The organism is Marichromatium bheemlicum (assembly GCF_012276755.1).
Classification (GTDB): Bacteria; Pseudomonadota; Gammaproteobacteria; order Chromatiales; family Chromatiaceae; genus Marichromatium; species Marichromatium bheemlicum.
Map to the genome: position 1 here is coordinate 84541 of NZ_JAAXKX010000011.1, position 13784 is coordinate 98324.

A 13784-nucleotide genomic window follows, 5' to 3' on the forward strand; every position below is an offset into this window, starting at 1 on the left:
GTGCAGACCCGCGCACGATGGCAGGACATCGTGTTTGGATCCGGAGGCGATGGTTCCAATCGAGACGGGATTCCGTCATCATGCTTGCGTTGCAGTATAGGGGAGAAGCGGGCCCGCCCTCAATGTGTCGGCGCCCTGCCCCGACCGGACGCCCCCGCCCCGCGCAGACCGCCCGCCGCTCCCCGCTCACGAGGATTCCCCAACGATGGCACGTCTCGTCGCTAGCGACTTCCGTCCCGCCTGGTGGTTGCCCGGGCCCCATTTGCAGACCGTCTGGCCGGCGCTGCTGCGACCGCGCCCGACGCTCGACCTGACCCCACGGCGCATCGAACTCAGTGACGGCGATTTCATCGACCTCGCCATCGGTCGCCCCGTCGGTCCACGGGTGGTCCTGATCCACGGGCTCGAGGGTAACCTCGAGTCGCACTACGCCGGCTCGCTGATCCGCGCCCTCGAGGGCGCCGGCTTCCAGCCGGTGTTCATGCACCTGCGCGGCTGTTCGGCGGAGCCCAACCGGCTCGATCGCTCCTATCATTCGGGGGCCTCGGAGGACCTCGCCGAGGTGCTCGAGCAGCTCGCCGCCGACCCCGAGGGCGAGCCACTGGCGGCCGTCGGCTTCTCGCTCGGCGCCAATCTGTTGCTCAAATATCTCGGCGAACGCGACTCCACGCGGGTCGGCGCGGCGATCGCCGTCTCCGTCCCCTTCGTGTTGCGTGACGGTATGCTGCGTTTCAATCGGGGGCTCTCGAGGGTCTATCGCCGCCATCTGCTCGACCGGCTCAAGGCCAACCTGCGACGCAAGTTCGCCGGGCGCCCCCTGCCGCTGTCGACCGACCTCGATCGAATCCGTGATTTCAACGACTTCGACGACCGGATCACCGCGCCGCTCAACGGCTTTGCCGGGGTCTTCGACTACTACAGCCGTTCGAGCTGCCGCGGCTATCTGCGCGGGATCACCACCCCGACGCTGATCATCCATGCCGCCGACGACCCCTTCATGTATCCCTCCACGGTCCCGATGGCGCATGAACTCGGGCCGGGCGTCACCCTGGAGCTAAGCCGCCACGGCGGTCACGTCGGCTTCGTCTCTGGCAGACACCCCTGGCGCCCGGTCTACTGGCTCGAGCAGCGTATCCTCGACCAACTCATCGCCCTGCGCGCAGGCGCCGCCGACGGCTGATCCCGAGTGTCGCGACACCCTCTTTGCCCCGAGACCGATATGGTAGTCTTCGCCCATTTTCGAAGGAGAACCCCGCCGATGCCGCTAGCATTCGCCCCTGCCCTCGCCGCCGCCTTGCTCGTACTGAGCCTGGGTGGTTGCGCCACCACCACGACCAGCACCGACTTCAAGGCCCATGACCCGCAGTCGCGGACCTGTCTGGCACGCTGCGAGATCACCCGCACCCACTGCGAACAGCGCCAGCAGCTGCGCGAACGCGAGTGCCAGACCCATATCGAGATGGTCGGAGAGGACTACGAGACCTGTGTCGCCAACCGTGGCATCGGCTGTCTGAAGCCCGACACCTGCCTCGGTGCCGACCTGCGCATCTGCCGCATCCAGTACGGGGAGTGCGTGGCCGTGTGTGAGGCGCGCTACCGCCCCGGCGCCGTCCAGCCGGCTGACGATGACGCCCCGCAGACGAGGGCGACGACAGCGGCCGAGGACTGATCCCCCGGCCGCCGGATGAGCGGGCGGCGTCTCGCCGCCCTTGCGATCAGCCGAGTTCGAGCAGGGTGCGCAGCTCGATGATCGCCGCGTTGGCTCGCGAGATATAGGAAGCCATCACCAGCGAGTGATTAGCCATCGGGCCGAACCCGGTGCCGTTGAGGATCAGCGGGCTCCAGATCGGACTCTGCGTCTCCTCGAGCTTGCGGATGATCTGACGCAGCGAGACCAGGGCGTTCTTGTTCTCGAGCACCGGCTTGAAGTCACCCTCGATCGCCTGGAGGGTATGGAGCAACGCCCAGGTATAGCCGCGCGCCTCGAAGAAGACGTCGTCGATCTGGTTCCACGGGGTCTTCTGCAGCCGCTCCTCCGGGGCCGCCGTCGCCTGGCGCGCACTTGGATCACCAGCCAGGTCGGTGTTGAGCTGACGCTGACCGACGGCGTAGGACAGACGCTGCGCCAGACTCCCCAGGCGCTTCTCCACCAGCCCCAGATACATCGTCAGGTTATCGGCGCGGGCGAAGAACTGGCCGTCCTGTGCACGATCATCGGTGAGCCGTTCGAGATAGCGATACAGGGCATCGACACCCTTGCGGTATTCGGACTCGCTCGAGGGCAGGATCCAGGAGCTGGCGTTGTAGTTGAACTGCGGCTGGGCGATCTGCAGATCGACGTCCTCGATCGACTGCGACTGGGCGCGACTGAGATGGTTACGCAACGAGTCGACCAGGTCGCGCACCTCGGTCAGGGCGCCAAACTCCCAGCTAGGCATGTTGTCGAGATAGACCCCGGGCGGCATGATGTCGTTGCTGAGATAGCCGCCGGGCTTGTCGAGCAGGGTCTCGACGATGCGGATGGCGGTGGCCGTGGTCAGGCTGCCCGGGACCAGCTTGGCCTCGTCGCCACCGACCATCTCCAGAGTGCTCTCGCGCACATCGAACTCAGCCGGGGAGCGTGACCAGACGATGCCGAGCACCAGCACCACCAACAGATAGGTCAACAGGAACAGACCACTGGTCCACCAGATGCCTTTCTCGCGCCAGATACGTGGGTCATAGAGGTTCATCAGGTGCTTGACCCGGCGATTGAGTCCAGCCCTGAGGTTGGATAGGTTGAGGTCCATCGCTTTACTCCTTACTGACTGAAAGTCTGCTGAGGACGCCATCCCCGTAGCGACACGGGGACGTCGTCCAAAAAGTCGTCGTACCGCGACCCGGGCCGTGCGCACCCCTCGACCAACAGGGTCCGCGCGCACCAGCGACCTGCGCGATGCCACCCGGCGGGGCAGGTGCGAGGCAGGCCGGCGTTCCCGACCGCCCCATTCTCCACTCGATGCCGACCCGGGTCTATGCGGTGTTGGCTAAAGACTCTCCGAAGCGACAAACGTTCCCCCGCGGTCTGCGACGCGCGGCCTCTCCCCACCGGCCCGCGCGCCCGGTGACAGCGCCGTTCGAAGCGTCCCCACCGAATTCGATGTGTTCGAGACTGGGTGCCTGCCAAGGGTTTCGCAATCCATGCGATTGAGATAACGCATCAACTTTTTGTTGACACCCACAGTGAACGACCAAGAGAATCGGTCACTCCCCTTTGTTTTGTGCGGATAGCGACAACCGCGCCGCACGCCCTGCCAGTGGACCCGTGACACAGACGCTGAGTGCCATACGGCCGAGTCTGGGGCCGGTGGTGGCGGCACGCGGCGCCGAGTCAGCGCACAACCCCATTCATCGTGTTCGGGTAGACCCATGCAACGAAAAACGATCGACGCCATCGAGGCGAATCCGCACTACCAGGAGTTGGTCAGGTCACGCAAGCGTTTCGCCTGGGTACTGACCCTCCTGATGCTGGCCATCTACTACGGCTTCATCCTCACCATCGCCTTTGCCCCCGAGCTGCTGGCCGTCCCCGTCGCCGAGGGCGCGATCACCACCGTCGGCATGCCGCTCGGGATCCTGATCATCCTCAGCGCCTTCTTGCTCACCGGGCTCTACGTCGCCCGCGCCAACGGTCGCTTCGACCGCCTGACCAAGACCATTCAGGAGGAGGCACGATGAGACGTCTCGCACCCTGGGGTGTACTCGGCGCCCTGCTCGTTCCCTTCGCCCTCGCCGCCGCCCCCGCCATGAGCGGACCGGTGGAGCGCCAGGCGGTCAACATCACCGCCATCAGCATGTTCTTGACCTTCGTGGTCGCCACCCTCGGCATCACCTACTGGGCGGCGCGCCGCACCCGCAGCGCTAAGGACTTTTATACCGCCGGCGGCGGGATCTCGGGGATGCAGAACGGCCTGGCAATCGCCGGTGACTTCATGTCCGCCGCCTCCTTCCTCGGCATCTCCGGACTGGTCTTCGCCTCCGGTTACGACGGCCTGATCTACTCAATCGGCTTCCTCGTCGGTTGGCCGGTGATCATGTTCCTGCTCGCCGAGCAGATTCGTAACCTCGGCAAGTTCACCTTCGCCGATGTCGCCTCCTACCGCTTCGGTCAGACCCAGATCCGCACCATGGCGGCGCTCTCCTCGCTGGTGGTGGTGGCCTTCTACCTGATCGCACAGATGGTCGGCGCCGGCAAACTGATCGAGTTGCTGTTCGGGCTCGATTACTGGATGGCGGTGGTCGCCGTCGGCGTGCTGATGATGATCTATGTCATCTTCGGCGGCATGACTGCCACCACCTGGGTGCAGATCATCAAGGCGGTACTGCTGCTCTCAGGCACCACCTTCATGGCCTTCGCCGCGCTCTCGGCCTTCGGTTTTTCACCCGAGGAGATGTTCCGTCAGGCCACCGAGATCCACCCCACGGGGCTCGACATCATGGGGCCGGGATCGCTGGTTCAGGATCCGATCAATGCCATCTCGCTGGGGCTGGCGCTGATGTTCGGAACTGCCGGCCTGCCGCACATCTTGATGCGTTTCTTCACCGTTCCCGACGCCAAGGAGGCACGTAAGTCGGTGTTCTATGCCACCGGCTTCATCGGCTACTTCTACATCCTCACCTTCATCATCGGCTTCGCGGCGATTGTGCTGCTCGCCCAGCACCCCGAGTTCTTCAAGCCCGAGGCCCTGAGCGCAGAGGGTGCGGTACTCAGCGAACGCCTGATCAGCGGTGTCGACGGTGGGACCAACATGGTCGCGGTCCGACTTGCCGAGGCCATCGGCGGCAACCTCTTCCTCGGCTTCATCTCGGCGGTGGCCTTCGCCACCATCCTCGCGGTGGTCGCCGGGCTGACCCTGGCCGGCGCCTCGGCCATCTCCCACGACCTCTATGCTAGCGTGATCGCGCGCGGGCGTGGTAGTGAGGCCACCGAGATCCGCATCTCGCGCTTCGCCACCTTCGGGTTGGGGCTGGTCGCCATCGGCCTGGGCATCGCCTTCGAGAGCCAGAACGTCGCCTTCATGGTCGGACTGGCCTTCGCCATCGCCGCTAGCGCCAACTTCCCGGTCCTGGTCGCCTCGATCTTCTGGGGACGGATGACCACCAGGGGGGCGCTGGCCGGTGGCTTCGCCGGTCTGTTCAGCGCGGTGGTGCTGACGGTGATGTCGAAGGCGGTGTGGGGCGACGTGCTCGGTCACACCGCACCCGGCCCGGACGGTGCCCCGGTCCCGATCGGCCTGATCGGACTCGACAACCCGGCGATCGTCTCCATCCCCGTCGCCTTCTTCTTCATCTGGCTGGTCTCGCTACTCGACAACTCCGAGCAGGCCCAGCGCGAACGCATTGCCTACCGTGCCCAGCGTATCCGCTGCGAGACTGGAATCGGCGCCGAGGGGGCCGCAAGCCACTAGAGGAAGTGGTCGCCGCCCTCACGGGCGGCGACCAGGGCGCAGGGACGCGCCACCACGCTCCAACCGAACACGTCCGGGCGCAGTCCCGGACTGCCTCCACCACCGAGCCTCGCCCAGGCCTGCGGCCAAGTGTGGGGCACCTACCCGCATCCTCCCCTGCCCGCGCACTCGGCGAGGCACCGTCTATACTTTATAAAAACAATAAAAAACAGCGGATTGAACCGACGGAACCGAGGAGGATGAAGAGATCATGTATGCAGATCGTGAGAATGCAGAGCGACGCCGATACGAACGCCGCGACTGGAGCGGGCCGGCCCGCTTGATCCCGCTCTCTGGAGAACGCGTCGAACTGCGCCAGCACATCCATCATGTCAACGGACGTGATATCGGTGAAGGGGGGATGTGCGTCAGCGCCGGCGAGCGTTTCGCCATCCGCTCGCGCCTATTGCTGGAGATGGCCTTGGAGGATGCGCTCGAGCCGGTACAGGTGATCGGCGCCGTCGTCTGGGTCGAGGCCGCGCCCGACGCCCAGCACTGGGTGATCGGCATCGCCTTCTGCGAGCCGCCGGCCTATCCGGCACGGCTCGACCGCTACAACGGCACCGGCGTCCACGCCACCCACTGACCCCACTGCACGCGCCAGCAGGACGGCGCGCCACCCGACGTCCCCACCCACTCAGCCCAACCAGGCCGCGCCGACGACGAGGACCAGCGCGGCCATGGCGCCGGCGATCAGATCATCGAGCATGATGCCGAGCCCGCCCTCCACATGTCGATCGGCGAGACGCACCGGCCAGGGCTTCCAGATATCGAACAGCCGGAACAACAGGAACCCGGCGAGGATCCAGCCCCACCCGGCCGGCGCAACCGCCATCGTCAGCCAGAAGCCGACGAATTCGTCCCACACGATTGCCGAGGGATCATGCAACCCCAGCTCGCGCGCGGTGCGCCCACAGGCCCAGATGCCGATGCCAGTGGCGAGCACCAGCACGCCGAGATAGAAGGGCCAGGACAGCCCGGCGAACAGCAAATAGAGCGGGATCGCCGCCAGGGTGCCGAAGGTACCAGGCGCGCGCGGCGCCAGCCCAGAGCCGAGCCCGAAGGCGATCCAATGATGTGCACGACGCGGGTCGAAGCCCGCGCGCGCCGAGCGCTCAGACGCCGGCGAAGTGGTCATAGCCCCTCCTCGTGGGGTTCAGCTCGGTGCCGTCGGGCAGCAGGCAGCGCAGCGCGTCGTCATCGCCGCGGATGGTGCCGATCGGGGTCAGGCGACAGCCGAGACGCTGCCCCAGCGCCAGGATCTCGCCGTCGCGACCGGGCGAGGCGCAGAAACAGAGCTCGTAGTCGTCGCCACCGGCGAGCGCGAGTGACCAGTCCGTACGCGCAGCCACCGCCTCGCCGAGCGGCAGCGCATCGAGCCGCAGCTCGGCACCGACGCCGGAGGCGGCGAGCACGTGCCCGAGATCGGCGACGAGCCCGTCGGAGAGGTCGATCGCGGCACTGGCGATGCCGCGCAACGCCCGCCCGAGCGCGACCCTCGGGGTCGGGCGTTCGAGCCGCGCGCGCAGCGCCGCATCGGGATCGCGACCGGCCTGCAGCTCGGCGAGCGCCAGCGCCGCATCGCCCAGGGTGCCGCTGACCCAGATGCAATCGCCCGCGCACGCGCCATCGCGTCGCAGCGCCGCCTCGGGCGGCACCAGCCCCTGGAGCTGCAAGGTGATGGTCAACGGCCCCCGGGTGGTGTCGCCACCGACCAGCCGCACCCCGTGGGCACGGGCCAGCTCGCCGAGCCCGGCGGCGAAGGCCGCGAGCCACGCCGGATCGGACTCGGGCAGGGTCAGCGCCAGGGTTGCCCAGGCCGGCTCGGCCCCCATCGCGGCGAGATCACTGAGGCTCACCGCCAGGGTCTTGTGACCGAGGGCATGGGGATCACAGTCGGGGAAGAAGTGGACGCCGGCGACCAGGGTGTCGAGGCTGACGGCCAACGACTGCCCCGGCGGCACCCGCAACAGGGCGCAGTCGTCACCGACCCCGAGCAGCACGTCCTCGCGTGCCGCACCGAGCCCGGCGAAGTGCGCCCCGATCAGCGCGAACTCGGCGCCGGGCTCAGCCTTCACCACCGGGGCGCTCGGCGGCGCGGCGCGCCACCGCCTGATGACGAGCGATCTTGTCGAGCACGCCGTTGACGTACTTGTGTCCCTCGTGGGCACCGAGCAGCTTGGTCAGCTCGACGGCCTCGTTGATCGCCACCCCGTCGGGGATCGACGCCGAGAACAGGATCTCGAAGGCACCGATGCGCAGGATCGCCAATTCCACCGGATCGACCTGCTCGATCGGGCGATCGAGAAAACGGGTGAGCTGGGCGTCGATCGGCTCGATGCGCTCGGGAACCCCGGCGAGCAACTGTTCGAACAGCTCAAGGTTGAAGCGAAAGCGCTGGGCCGAGGCCAACGCCTCATCCTCCTCGATGCCCTGCAGCGAGGCCGAGACGGCATCGAGCCAGGTCGGGTCGTCGAGCATGTGGCGCTTGATCGCCATCGGGTCCTCACCGGTGAGGCGCCACTGATAGAGGGCCAGCGCCGCATAACGACGCGCCTGGGTGCGTGGACTCACCATCTCAGTCGAACTGCCGTGCCAGCGAGACCATCTCCAAGGCCGAGAGCGCGGCCTCGGCACCCTTGTTGCCGGCCTTAGTGCCGGCACGCTCGATCGCCTGCTCGATGCTATCGACGGTGAGCACACCGAAGGCGATCGGCAACCGGTGGCCGAGACCGACCTGGGCGAGCCCCTTGACGCACTCGTTGGCGACATACTCGAAGTGCGGCGTACCACCGCGGATCACCGCACCGAGGGCGACGATGGCATCGAAACCACCGCGCGCGGCGATCTGTTCAGCGGCCACCGGCATCTCGAAGGCGCCGGGTACGCGCACGATGGTGATGTCCGACTCCTCGACCCCGTGACGACGCAGCGCATCGATCGCGCCTCGCTCCAGGCTGTCGACGACGAAGTTGTTCCAGCGCGCCACCAGCAGACAGAAGCGCGCGCCATCGGCACGCATGGTGCCTTCGATGGTATGAATGGTCATCTCGGTTTGTCCTCTCAGGATTGGCGACCACCGGTGTACTCGACCACCTCCAGATCGAACCCGGAGATGGCATGCATCGACTTGGGCGCGCTCATCACACGCATCTTGCGCACACCCAGGTCAGCGAGGATCTGCGCGCCGATACCGAAGGTGCGCAGCGCATGACCGTCTTGCTGCCGACGCGGCGGCACCTCGTCGTCACGGTCGTGAAAATGGAAGTCCTTGATCCGCGCCAACAGATCCTCGGCCCGGTCACGATTGCGCAACACCACGATCACGCCCTCGCCGGCCTCGGCGATCTGACGCATCACATCGCGCAACGGCCAGCCGCAGGCGCCGTGATCGGCCTCGAACAGGTCGCAGAGGCTGTTTTGCAGGTGTACCCGCACCAGGGTCGGGCGCTCCGGCTCGATCTCACCGAGGGTCAGCGCCAGGTGCAACTCGTGATCGATGCTGTCGCGATAGGCATGCAGCTTGAAGGTGCCATAGGGCGTGGGTAGGTCGCAGCCGCCCTCGCGCACCACCGCACGCTCGTTGCGCACCCGATACTGGATGAGATCAGCGATGGTGCCGATCTTCAGCCCATGGGTCGCGGCAAAGCGCTCGAGATCGGGGCGCCGCGCCATGGTGCCGTCCTCGTTGAGGACCTCGACGATCACCGCCGCCGGGGTGAAGCCGGCGAGCCGCGCGAGATCGCACCCGGCCTCGGTATGACCGGCACGCACCAGCACCCCGCCGGGCTGGGCCATCAGCGGGAAGATGTGTCCCGGCTGCACCAGATCGCGCTCGGTCGCCTCGGGGGCCACTGCGGCACGCACCGTGGTGGCGCGATCGGCCGCGGAGATCCCGGTGGTGACACCCCGGGCGGCCTCGATCGAGACGGTGAAGGCGGTCGCGTGCGGGGCCTGGTTGTCGCTGACCATCGGTGCCAGGCGCAGCTGCTCGCAGCGCTCGTGGGTGAGGGTCAGACAGATCAGGCCACGACCGTACTTGGCCATGAAATTGATCGCCTCCGGGGTCACGCAGTCGGCCGGAAGCAGTAGATCGCCCTCGTTCTCGCGATCCTCGTCGTCCATGATCACCACCATGCGCCCGGCGCGCAGCTCGGCGATGATCTCCTCGGTCGTGTTCAGGCCGGTATGGCTCATAGCAAATGGGTCTTTTCGAGCGAAGCCGATAAGTTTAACAGACGGTCAAGCGCTTGCGTGGACGGAAGCGGTCGCGGACCAGCCGACAGCGGCTGGCAGATTGAACCGCAAAGCCGCAAAGGCCGCGAAGAGGTTCAAGTTGCCAGCGTTCGGCCGTCAGTGGCGGCCTGTTCTCAAACACTGGCGCCAAGGACGGGTGCGCTGGTGATGGCAAGCCATGCTGCTGTCGAAGGTGCACGCCCAGTAGCCGACTGGAGGCTGATCGCTGGAGGCCTTTGTCTTCTTTGCGCCCTTTGCGGCTTTGCGGTTCAATCTTCTGGCGGCCGGCGAAGGCGGTCTCAGCCGAACCCGTGACGACTGAGGAAGTCGCGGGTGATGCGCTCGCCCTCGGGTGCGGCGGCCTGTTCGCCGAGCACCAGGCGTTCGAGATAGCGGGCGATCAGGTCGACCTCGAGGTTGACCCGGCTGCCGGCGCGATAGCCACCGATGATGGTCTCCTCCAAGGTGTGGGGGACGATGTTGAGTTCGAACACCGCACCCTCGACACGGTTGACGGTGAGGCTGGTGCCGTCGATGCAGATCGAGCCCTTGGGCGCGATATAGCGCGCCAGCGCGTCCGGGGCGCGGATCCGAAGTCGGGTCGAGCGGCCATCGGCGCCGACCTCCAGCACCTCGCCCAGGCCGTCGACATGACCGCTGACCAGATGACCGCCGAGCGGAGTCGAGAGGGTGAGCGCGCGCTCCAGATTGACCGCGCCGCCCTGCCCCAATGCGCCCAAGGTGGTCAGCGACAGGGTCTCGCGCGAGACATCGGCGGCAAAGCGCGCGGCCCCCAGCTCGACTGCGGTCAGACAGACGCCGTTGACCGCGATGCTGTCGCCGAGCGCGGTGCTCGAGAGATCGAGATCGGCGGTATCGATGTGCAGCCTGACATCGCCGCCGCGCGACTCCTGGCGCGCGATACGCCCAACGGCCTGGATGATTCCGGTGAACATGACGGACTCCTCAGCGATGACGCGCGACGGCGTCGAGATTGGATCGGGGGACGGGGGCGCCGGTGCGGACCAAGGCCGCCGCTAGCGCGCCGACGGACGCAGCAACAGGCGCAGATCAGGGCCGATGCGACGGACATCGACGAAGGCCAGCGCGAGCCGGTCGGCCATCTGCTCGACACCGGGCAGGCGCGCCAGCCCGCGGGCGCAGTCACCCATCAGGTGCGGGGCGAGATAGACCACCAGCTCATCGACCAGCCCGGCGGCGAGCGCCGCCCCGGCCAGGGTCGGACCGCTCTCGATCAGCGCCTCGTTGACCTCGCGTCGTCCCAGCTCGGCGAGCAGCGCGGCGAGATCGACGCGCCCGTCAGCACCGCCGCAGACCAAGGTCTCGGCACCGGCGGCAACAAGCGCGCGCTGGCGCACCGAGTCTGGCGTCGCGCCGACCACCAGGGTGGTGCCGGGCAGCCCCAGCATCCGCGCCGTCGGCGGCGTGCGCCAGCGACTGTCGAGCACCACCCGCAGCGGCTGCAGCACCGGGTCGTCGGGCATCAGCCCGGGCAGCGCCTCGGGTGCCAGCCGGACGTTGAGACTGGGGTCGTCGACGAGCAGGGTCTCAACCCCAGTGAGGATCGCGCCGCTGCCCGCACGCAGCCGCTGCACGTCGGCGCGTGCCTGCTCGGAGGTGATCCAGCGGCTCTCGCCGTCGGCCATCGCGGTGCGACCATCGAGGCTCGCGGCGAGCTTGCAGCGCACCAGCGGACGGCCCGCGCGCATCCGCTGCACGAACCCCGGGTTGAGCGCCTCGGCGGCGGCGGCCTGCACCCCGACCAGGGTGGCGATGCCGGCGGCCTCGAGCCGGGCGATGCCGCGACCCGCAACCCGGGGGTTGGGATCGACCATGGCGCAGACCACCCGACCGACCCCCGCCTCGACCAGCGCCTCGGCGCACGGCGGGGTGCGACCGTGATGGCTACAGGGCTCGAGGGTGACGTAGACGGTGGCCCCGCGCGCGCGCTCACCGGCGGCGGCCAGGGCGTGGCGCTCGGCGTGCGGGCCGCCGGCGCGCCGGTGCCAGCCCTCGCCGACCAACACGCCGTCACGCACGATCACACAGCCGACGCGCGGGTTGGGCGCGGTGCTATAGCGCCCCTGCTCGGCTAGGCGCAGCGCGCGCGCCATCCAGGCCTGGTCCGTGGGCGTGGCCTCAATCGGGGTCGCCATCATCATCATCCGCTGCCGTCGTCGTGCCGACCGGCTCGCGCTCGAGCCGCTCGATCTCGGCGCGGAAGGCGGCCACGTCCTCGAACTTGCGATAAACCGAGGCGAAGCGTACGTAGGCGACCTGATCGAGCCCACGCAGCTCATCCATCACCAGGTCACCGAGGCGCATCGAGTCGACCTCGCTCTCGCCACAGGACATCAGGGTACGACGGATGCGCGAGAGCGCCGCCTCGATCTCGGCGGTACCGACCGGGCGCTTCTCCAGCGCCCGCATCATCCCCGAGCGCAGCTTGTCAGGATCGAAGGGCACCCGGGTACCGTCGCGCTTGACGATCCGAGGCAGGTTGAGTTCGGCGCGCTCGTAGGTGGTAAAGCGCTCCTCGCAGACCACGCACTTGCGCCGGCGGCGCACCTGGTCACCTTCGTCGAACAGACGCGAGTCGACGACCTTGGTGTCCTGGGCCCCGCAGAATGGACAGCGCACGCTCTAGCCCTCCAGCGTCGGCGGGGGGCAGACGCGGCACGCGGCGCGCGTCCTCACAACGCTCGCCACCGCATCACACGCGCCCCTCAACGACCGTAGACCGGGAAACGGCGACACAGTTCGACCACCTGCCCCTTAACCGTCTCGGTCGTGGCCTGGTCACCACGGGCATCGATCAGATCGCACATCCAACCAGCCAGGTCACGCGCCTCGGCGACGCCGAAGCCACGGGTGGTGATCGCCGGGGTACCGACGCGGATGCCGCTGGTGACGAAGGGCGACTGCGGGTCGTTGGGCACCGCGTTCTTGTTGACGGTGATGTTGGCCGCACCGAGCCAGGCGTCGACGTCCTTGCCGGTGAGCCCCTGGGCAATGAAGCTGACCAGGAAGAGGTGGTCGTCGGTACCACCGGAGACGACGTCGAAGCCACGCGCGATGAACACCTCGGCCATGGCACGCGCGTTATCGACGACCTGCTGCTGGTAGGTCTTGAAGGCCGGCTCGAGCGCCTCCTTGAAGGCCACCGCCTTGCCCGCGATCACGTGCATCAGCGGACCGCCCTGGGTGCCGGGGAAGACCACCGAGTTGAGTTTCTTCTCGATCTCGGGGTTGGACTTGGCAAGGATCAGACCGCCACGCGGACCACGCAGGGTCTTATGGGTGGTGGTGGTGGTGACGTCGGCGATTGCGACCGGGCTCGGGTAGACGCCGGCGGCGACCAGACCGGCCACATGGGCCATGTCGACCATCAGGTAGGCGCCGACGGCATCGGCGATGTCACGGAAACGCTGCCAGTCGACCACGCGCGAATAGGCCGAGAAGCCGGCGATGATCATCCGCGGCTTGTGCTCCTGGGCCAGACGCTCGACCTCGGCGTAATCGATCTCGCCGGTGGCCGGGTCGAGGCCGTACTGCACCGCGTTGTAGATCTTGCCCGAGAAGTTGGGCTTGGCGCCGTGGGTGAGGTGACCGCCGTGGGCGAGGCTCATCCCCAGCACGGTGTCGCCGGGCTGGCACAGCGCCTGGAAGACTGCGGCATTGGCCTGCGAGCCCGAGTGCGGCTGGACGTTGGCGTAATCGGCGCCGAACAGCGCCTTGGCGCGATCGATGGCCAGCTGCTCGACCACGTCGACGTGCTCGCAACCACCGTAGTAACGCTTGCCCGGATAGCCCTCGGCATACTTGTTGGTGAGCACCCCGCCCTGCGCCTGCATCACCCGCGGGCTGGTGTAGTTCTCCGAGGCGATGAGCTCGACGTGGTCCTCCTGACGACGCTCCTCGTCCTGGATGGCAGCCCAGAGCTCTGGGTCGTAATCGCTGATCTGCATGTTGGTGTCAAACATGATGATTATTCCGGGCAATGCAAAACGCGTTAGTTTAACGGATGATCGGCACGCGCGT

General features: G+C 67.4%; 16 protein-coding genes. 5 read left to right on the top strand and 11 right to left on the bottom strand.

The genetic code is table 11. The features are described from left to right. Nucleotides 1-205 precede the first annotated feature (205 nt). Together HF203_RS09325 and HF203_RS09330 are read left to right on the top strand one after the other, a co-directional pair. Nucleotides 206-1180, top strand: coding sequence for a hydrolase (locus tag HF203_RS09325; protein ID WP_168668956.1), 975 nt, complete (start codon nucleotides 206-208; stop codon nucleotides 1178-1180). A gap of 78 nt (nucleotides 1181-1258) precedes the next feature. Further along, nucleotides 1259-1669: a hypothetical protein gene (locus HF203_RS09330; RefSeq protein WP_168668958.1), complete on the top strand. Its 411-nt coding sequence runs from the start codon at nucleotides 1259-1261 to the stop codon at nucleotides 1667-1669. Nucleotides 1670-1715: 46 nt separating this feature from the next. Here HF203_RS09330 and HF203_RS09335 read toward each other — a convergent pair whose 3' ends face one another. Continuing rightward, the gene (locus tag HF203_RS09335) at nucleotides 1716-2789 is read right to left on the bottom strand and encodes a DUF2333 family protein (protein WP_168668960.1); all 1074 of its coding nucleotides are present in this window, start codon (nucleotides 2787-2789) and stop codon (nucleotides 1716-1718) included. Nucleotides 2790-3408: 619 nt separating this feature from the next. On the opposite strand from HF203_RS09335, the gene HF203_RS09340 reads away from it, so the two are divergent. Continuing rightward, nucleotides 3409-3717, top strand: a complete 309-nt coding sequence (locus HF203_RS09340) for a DUF485 domain-containing protein (RefSeq protein WP_168668962.1) — start codon at nucleotides 3409-3411, stop codon at nucleotides 3715-3717. Continuing rightward, the gene (locus HF203_RS09345) at nucleotides 3714-5447 is read left to right on the top strand and encodes a cation acetate symporter (RefSeq protein WP_168668964.1); all 1734 of its coding nucleotides are present in this window, start codon (nucleotides 3714-3716) and stop codon (nucleotides 5445-5447) included. The genes HF203_RS09340 and HF203_RS09345 overlap by 4 nt, the downstream gene beginning before the upstream one ends. Here the strand turns inward: HF203_RS09345 and HF203_RS09350 are convergent. Next, nucleotides 5444-5587 (bottom strand): hypothetical protein, encoded by a 144-nt coding sequence (locus HF203_RS09350; protein WP_168668966.1) that lies wholly within the window; start codon nucleotides 5585-5587, stop codon nucleotides 5444-5446. The two genes, HF203_RS09345 and HF203_RS09350, sit on opposite strands and share 4 nt — an antisense overlap. A gap of 110 nt (nucleotides 5588-5697) precedes the next feature. Here HF203_RS09350 and HF203_RS09355 point away from each other — a divergent pair, with 110 nt between their 5' ends. Further along, a complete protein-coding gene (locus tag HF203_RS09355; protein WP_168668968.1) occupies nucleotides 5698-6072 on the top strand; it encodes a PilZ domain-containing protein in 375 nt (124 codons plus the stop codon). 51 nt (nucleotides 6073-6123) lie between these two features. Here the strand turns inward: HF203_RS09355 and HF203_RS09360 are convergent, their stop codons facing one another. The 9 genes from HF203_RS09360 to glyA all read right to left on the bottom strand — a co-directional run bounded on the left by HF203_RS09360 (nucleotide 6124) and on the right by glyA (nucleotide 13726). Then, nucleotides 6124-6624 (bottom strand): phosphatidylglycerophosphatase A family protein, encoded by a 501-nt coding sequence (locus HF203_RS09360; protein WP_168668970.1) that lies wholly within the window; start codon nucleotides 6622-6624, stop codon nucleotides 6124-6126. Further along, nucleotides 6602-7564 (bottom strand): thiamine-phosphate kinase, encoded by a 963-nt coding sequence (thiL, locus tag HF203_RS09365; RefSeq protein ID WP_168669026.1) that lies wholly within the window; start codon nucleotides 7562-7564, stop codon nucleotides 6602-6604. Before thiL ends, HF203_RS09360 begins: the two co-directional genes overlap by 23 nt. Then, nucleotides 7554-8063: a transcription antitermination factor NusB gene (gene nusB, locus HF203_RS09370; RefSeq protein WP_168668972.1), complete on the bottom strand. Its 510-nt coding sequence runs from the start codon at nucleotides 8061-8063 to the stop codon at nucleotides 7554-7556. Before nusB ends, thiL begins: the two co-directional genes overlap by 11 nt. A gap of 1 nt (nucleotide 8064) precedes the next feature. Next, the gene (gene ribH, locus HF203_RS09375; protein ID WP_168668974.1) at nucleotides 8065-8535 is read right to left on the bottom strand and encodes a 6,7-dimethyl-8-ribityllumazine synthase; all 471 of its coding nucleotides are present in this window, start codon (nucleotides 8533-8535) and stop codon (nucleotides 8065-8067) included. Between the two features lie 14 nt (nucleotides 8536-8549). After that, nucleotides 8550-9683, bottom strand: coding sequence for a bifunctional 3,4-dihydroxy-2-butanone-4-phosphate synthase/GTP cyclohydrolase II (ribBA, locus tag HF203_RS09380; protein WP_168668976.1), 1134 nt, complete (start codon nucleotides 9681-9683; stop codon nucleotides 8550-8552). Nucleotides 9684-10021: 338 nt separating this feature from the next. Further along, the gene (locus tag HF203_RS09385) at nucleotides 10022-10678 is read right to left on the bottom strand and encodes a riboflavin synthase (protein ID WP_168668978.1); all 657 of its coding nucleotides are present in this window, start codon (nucleotides 10676-10678) and stop codon (nucleotides 10022-10024) included. 81 nt (nucleotides 10679-10759) lie between these two features. Next, on the bottom strand, nucleotides 10760-11899 hold the full coding sequence (gene ribD / locus HF203_RS09390; protein ID WP_246221717.1) for a bifunctional diaminohydroxyphosphoribosylaminopyrimidine deaminase/5-amino-6-(5-phosphoribosylamino)uracil reductase RibD: 1140 nt from the start codon (nucleotides 11897-11899) through the stop codon (nucleotides 10760-10762). Further along, nucleotides 11883-12383 (bottom strand): transcriptional regulator NrdR, encoded by a 501-nt coding sequence (gene nrdR / locus HF203_RS09395; RefSeq protein WP_168668981.1) that lies wholly within the window; start codon nucleotides 12381-12383, stop codon nucleotides 11883-11885. The genes ribD and nrdR overlap by 17 nt, the downstream gene beginning before the upstream one ends. An 86-nt stretch (nucleotides 12384-12469) precedes the next feature. Continuing rightward, entirely contained in the window at nucleotides 12470-13726 is a 1257-nt protein-coding gene (gene glyA, locus HF203_RS09400) for a serine hydroxymethyltransferase (protein WP_168668983.1), read from the bottom strand. Nucleotides 13727-13784 lie beyond the last annotated feature (58 nt).

Bases quoted from the DNA above. Each gene is read 5' to 3' on its own strand.
- nusB (WP_168668972.1), bottom strand. From the start codon at position 8,063: ATGGTGAGTCCACGCACCCAGGCGCGTCGTTATGCGGCGCTGGCCCTC.
- ribD (WP_246221717.1), bottom strand. From the start codon at position 11,899: ATGGCGACCCCGATTGAGGCCACGCCCACGGACCAGGCCTGGATGGCG.
- HF203_RS09355 (WP_168668968.1), top strand. From the start codon at position 5,698: ATGTATGCAGATCGTGAGAATGCAGAGCGACGCCGATACGAACGCCGC.
- HF203_RS09330 (WP_168668958.1), top strand. From the start codon at position 1,259: ATGCCGCTAGCATTCGCCCCTGCCCTCGCCGCCGCCTTGCTCGTACTG.
- HF203_RS09325 (WP_168668956.1), top strand. From the start codon at position 206: ATGGCACGTCTCGTCGCTAGCGACTTCCGTCCCGCCTGGTGGTTGCCC.
- HF203_RS09345 (WP_168668964.1), top strand. From the start codon at position 3,714: ATGAGACGTCTCGCACCCTGGGGTGTACTCGGCGCCCTGCTCGTTCCC.
- HF203_RS09360 (WP_168668970.1), bottom strand. From the start codon at position 6,624: ATGACCACTTCGCCGGCGTCTGAGCGCTCGGCGCGCGCGGGCTTCGAC.
- HF203_RS09385 (WP_168668978.1), bottom strand. From the start codon at position 10,678: ATGTTCACCGGAATCATCCAGGCCGTTGGGCGTATCGCGCGCCAGGAG.
- HF203_RS09340 (WP_168668962.1), top strand. From the start codon at position 3,409: ATGCAACGAAAAACGATCGACGCCATCGAGGCGAATCCGCACTACCAG.
- ribH (WP_168668974.1), bottom strand. From the start codon at position 8,535: ATGACCATTCATACCATCGAAGGCACCATGCGTGCCGATGGCGCGCGC.
- HF203_RS09335 (WP_168668960.1), bottom strand. From the start codon at position 2,789: ATGGACCTCAACCTATCCAACCTCAGGGCTGGACTCAATCGCCGGGTC.
- glyA (WP_168668983.1), bottom strand. From the start codon at position 13,726: ATGTTTGACACCAACATGCAGATCAGCGATTACGACCCAGAGCTCTGG.
- ribBA (WP_168668976.1), bottom strand. From the start codon at position 9,683: ATGAGCCATACCGGCCTGAACACGACCGAGGAGATCATCGCCGAGCTG.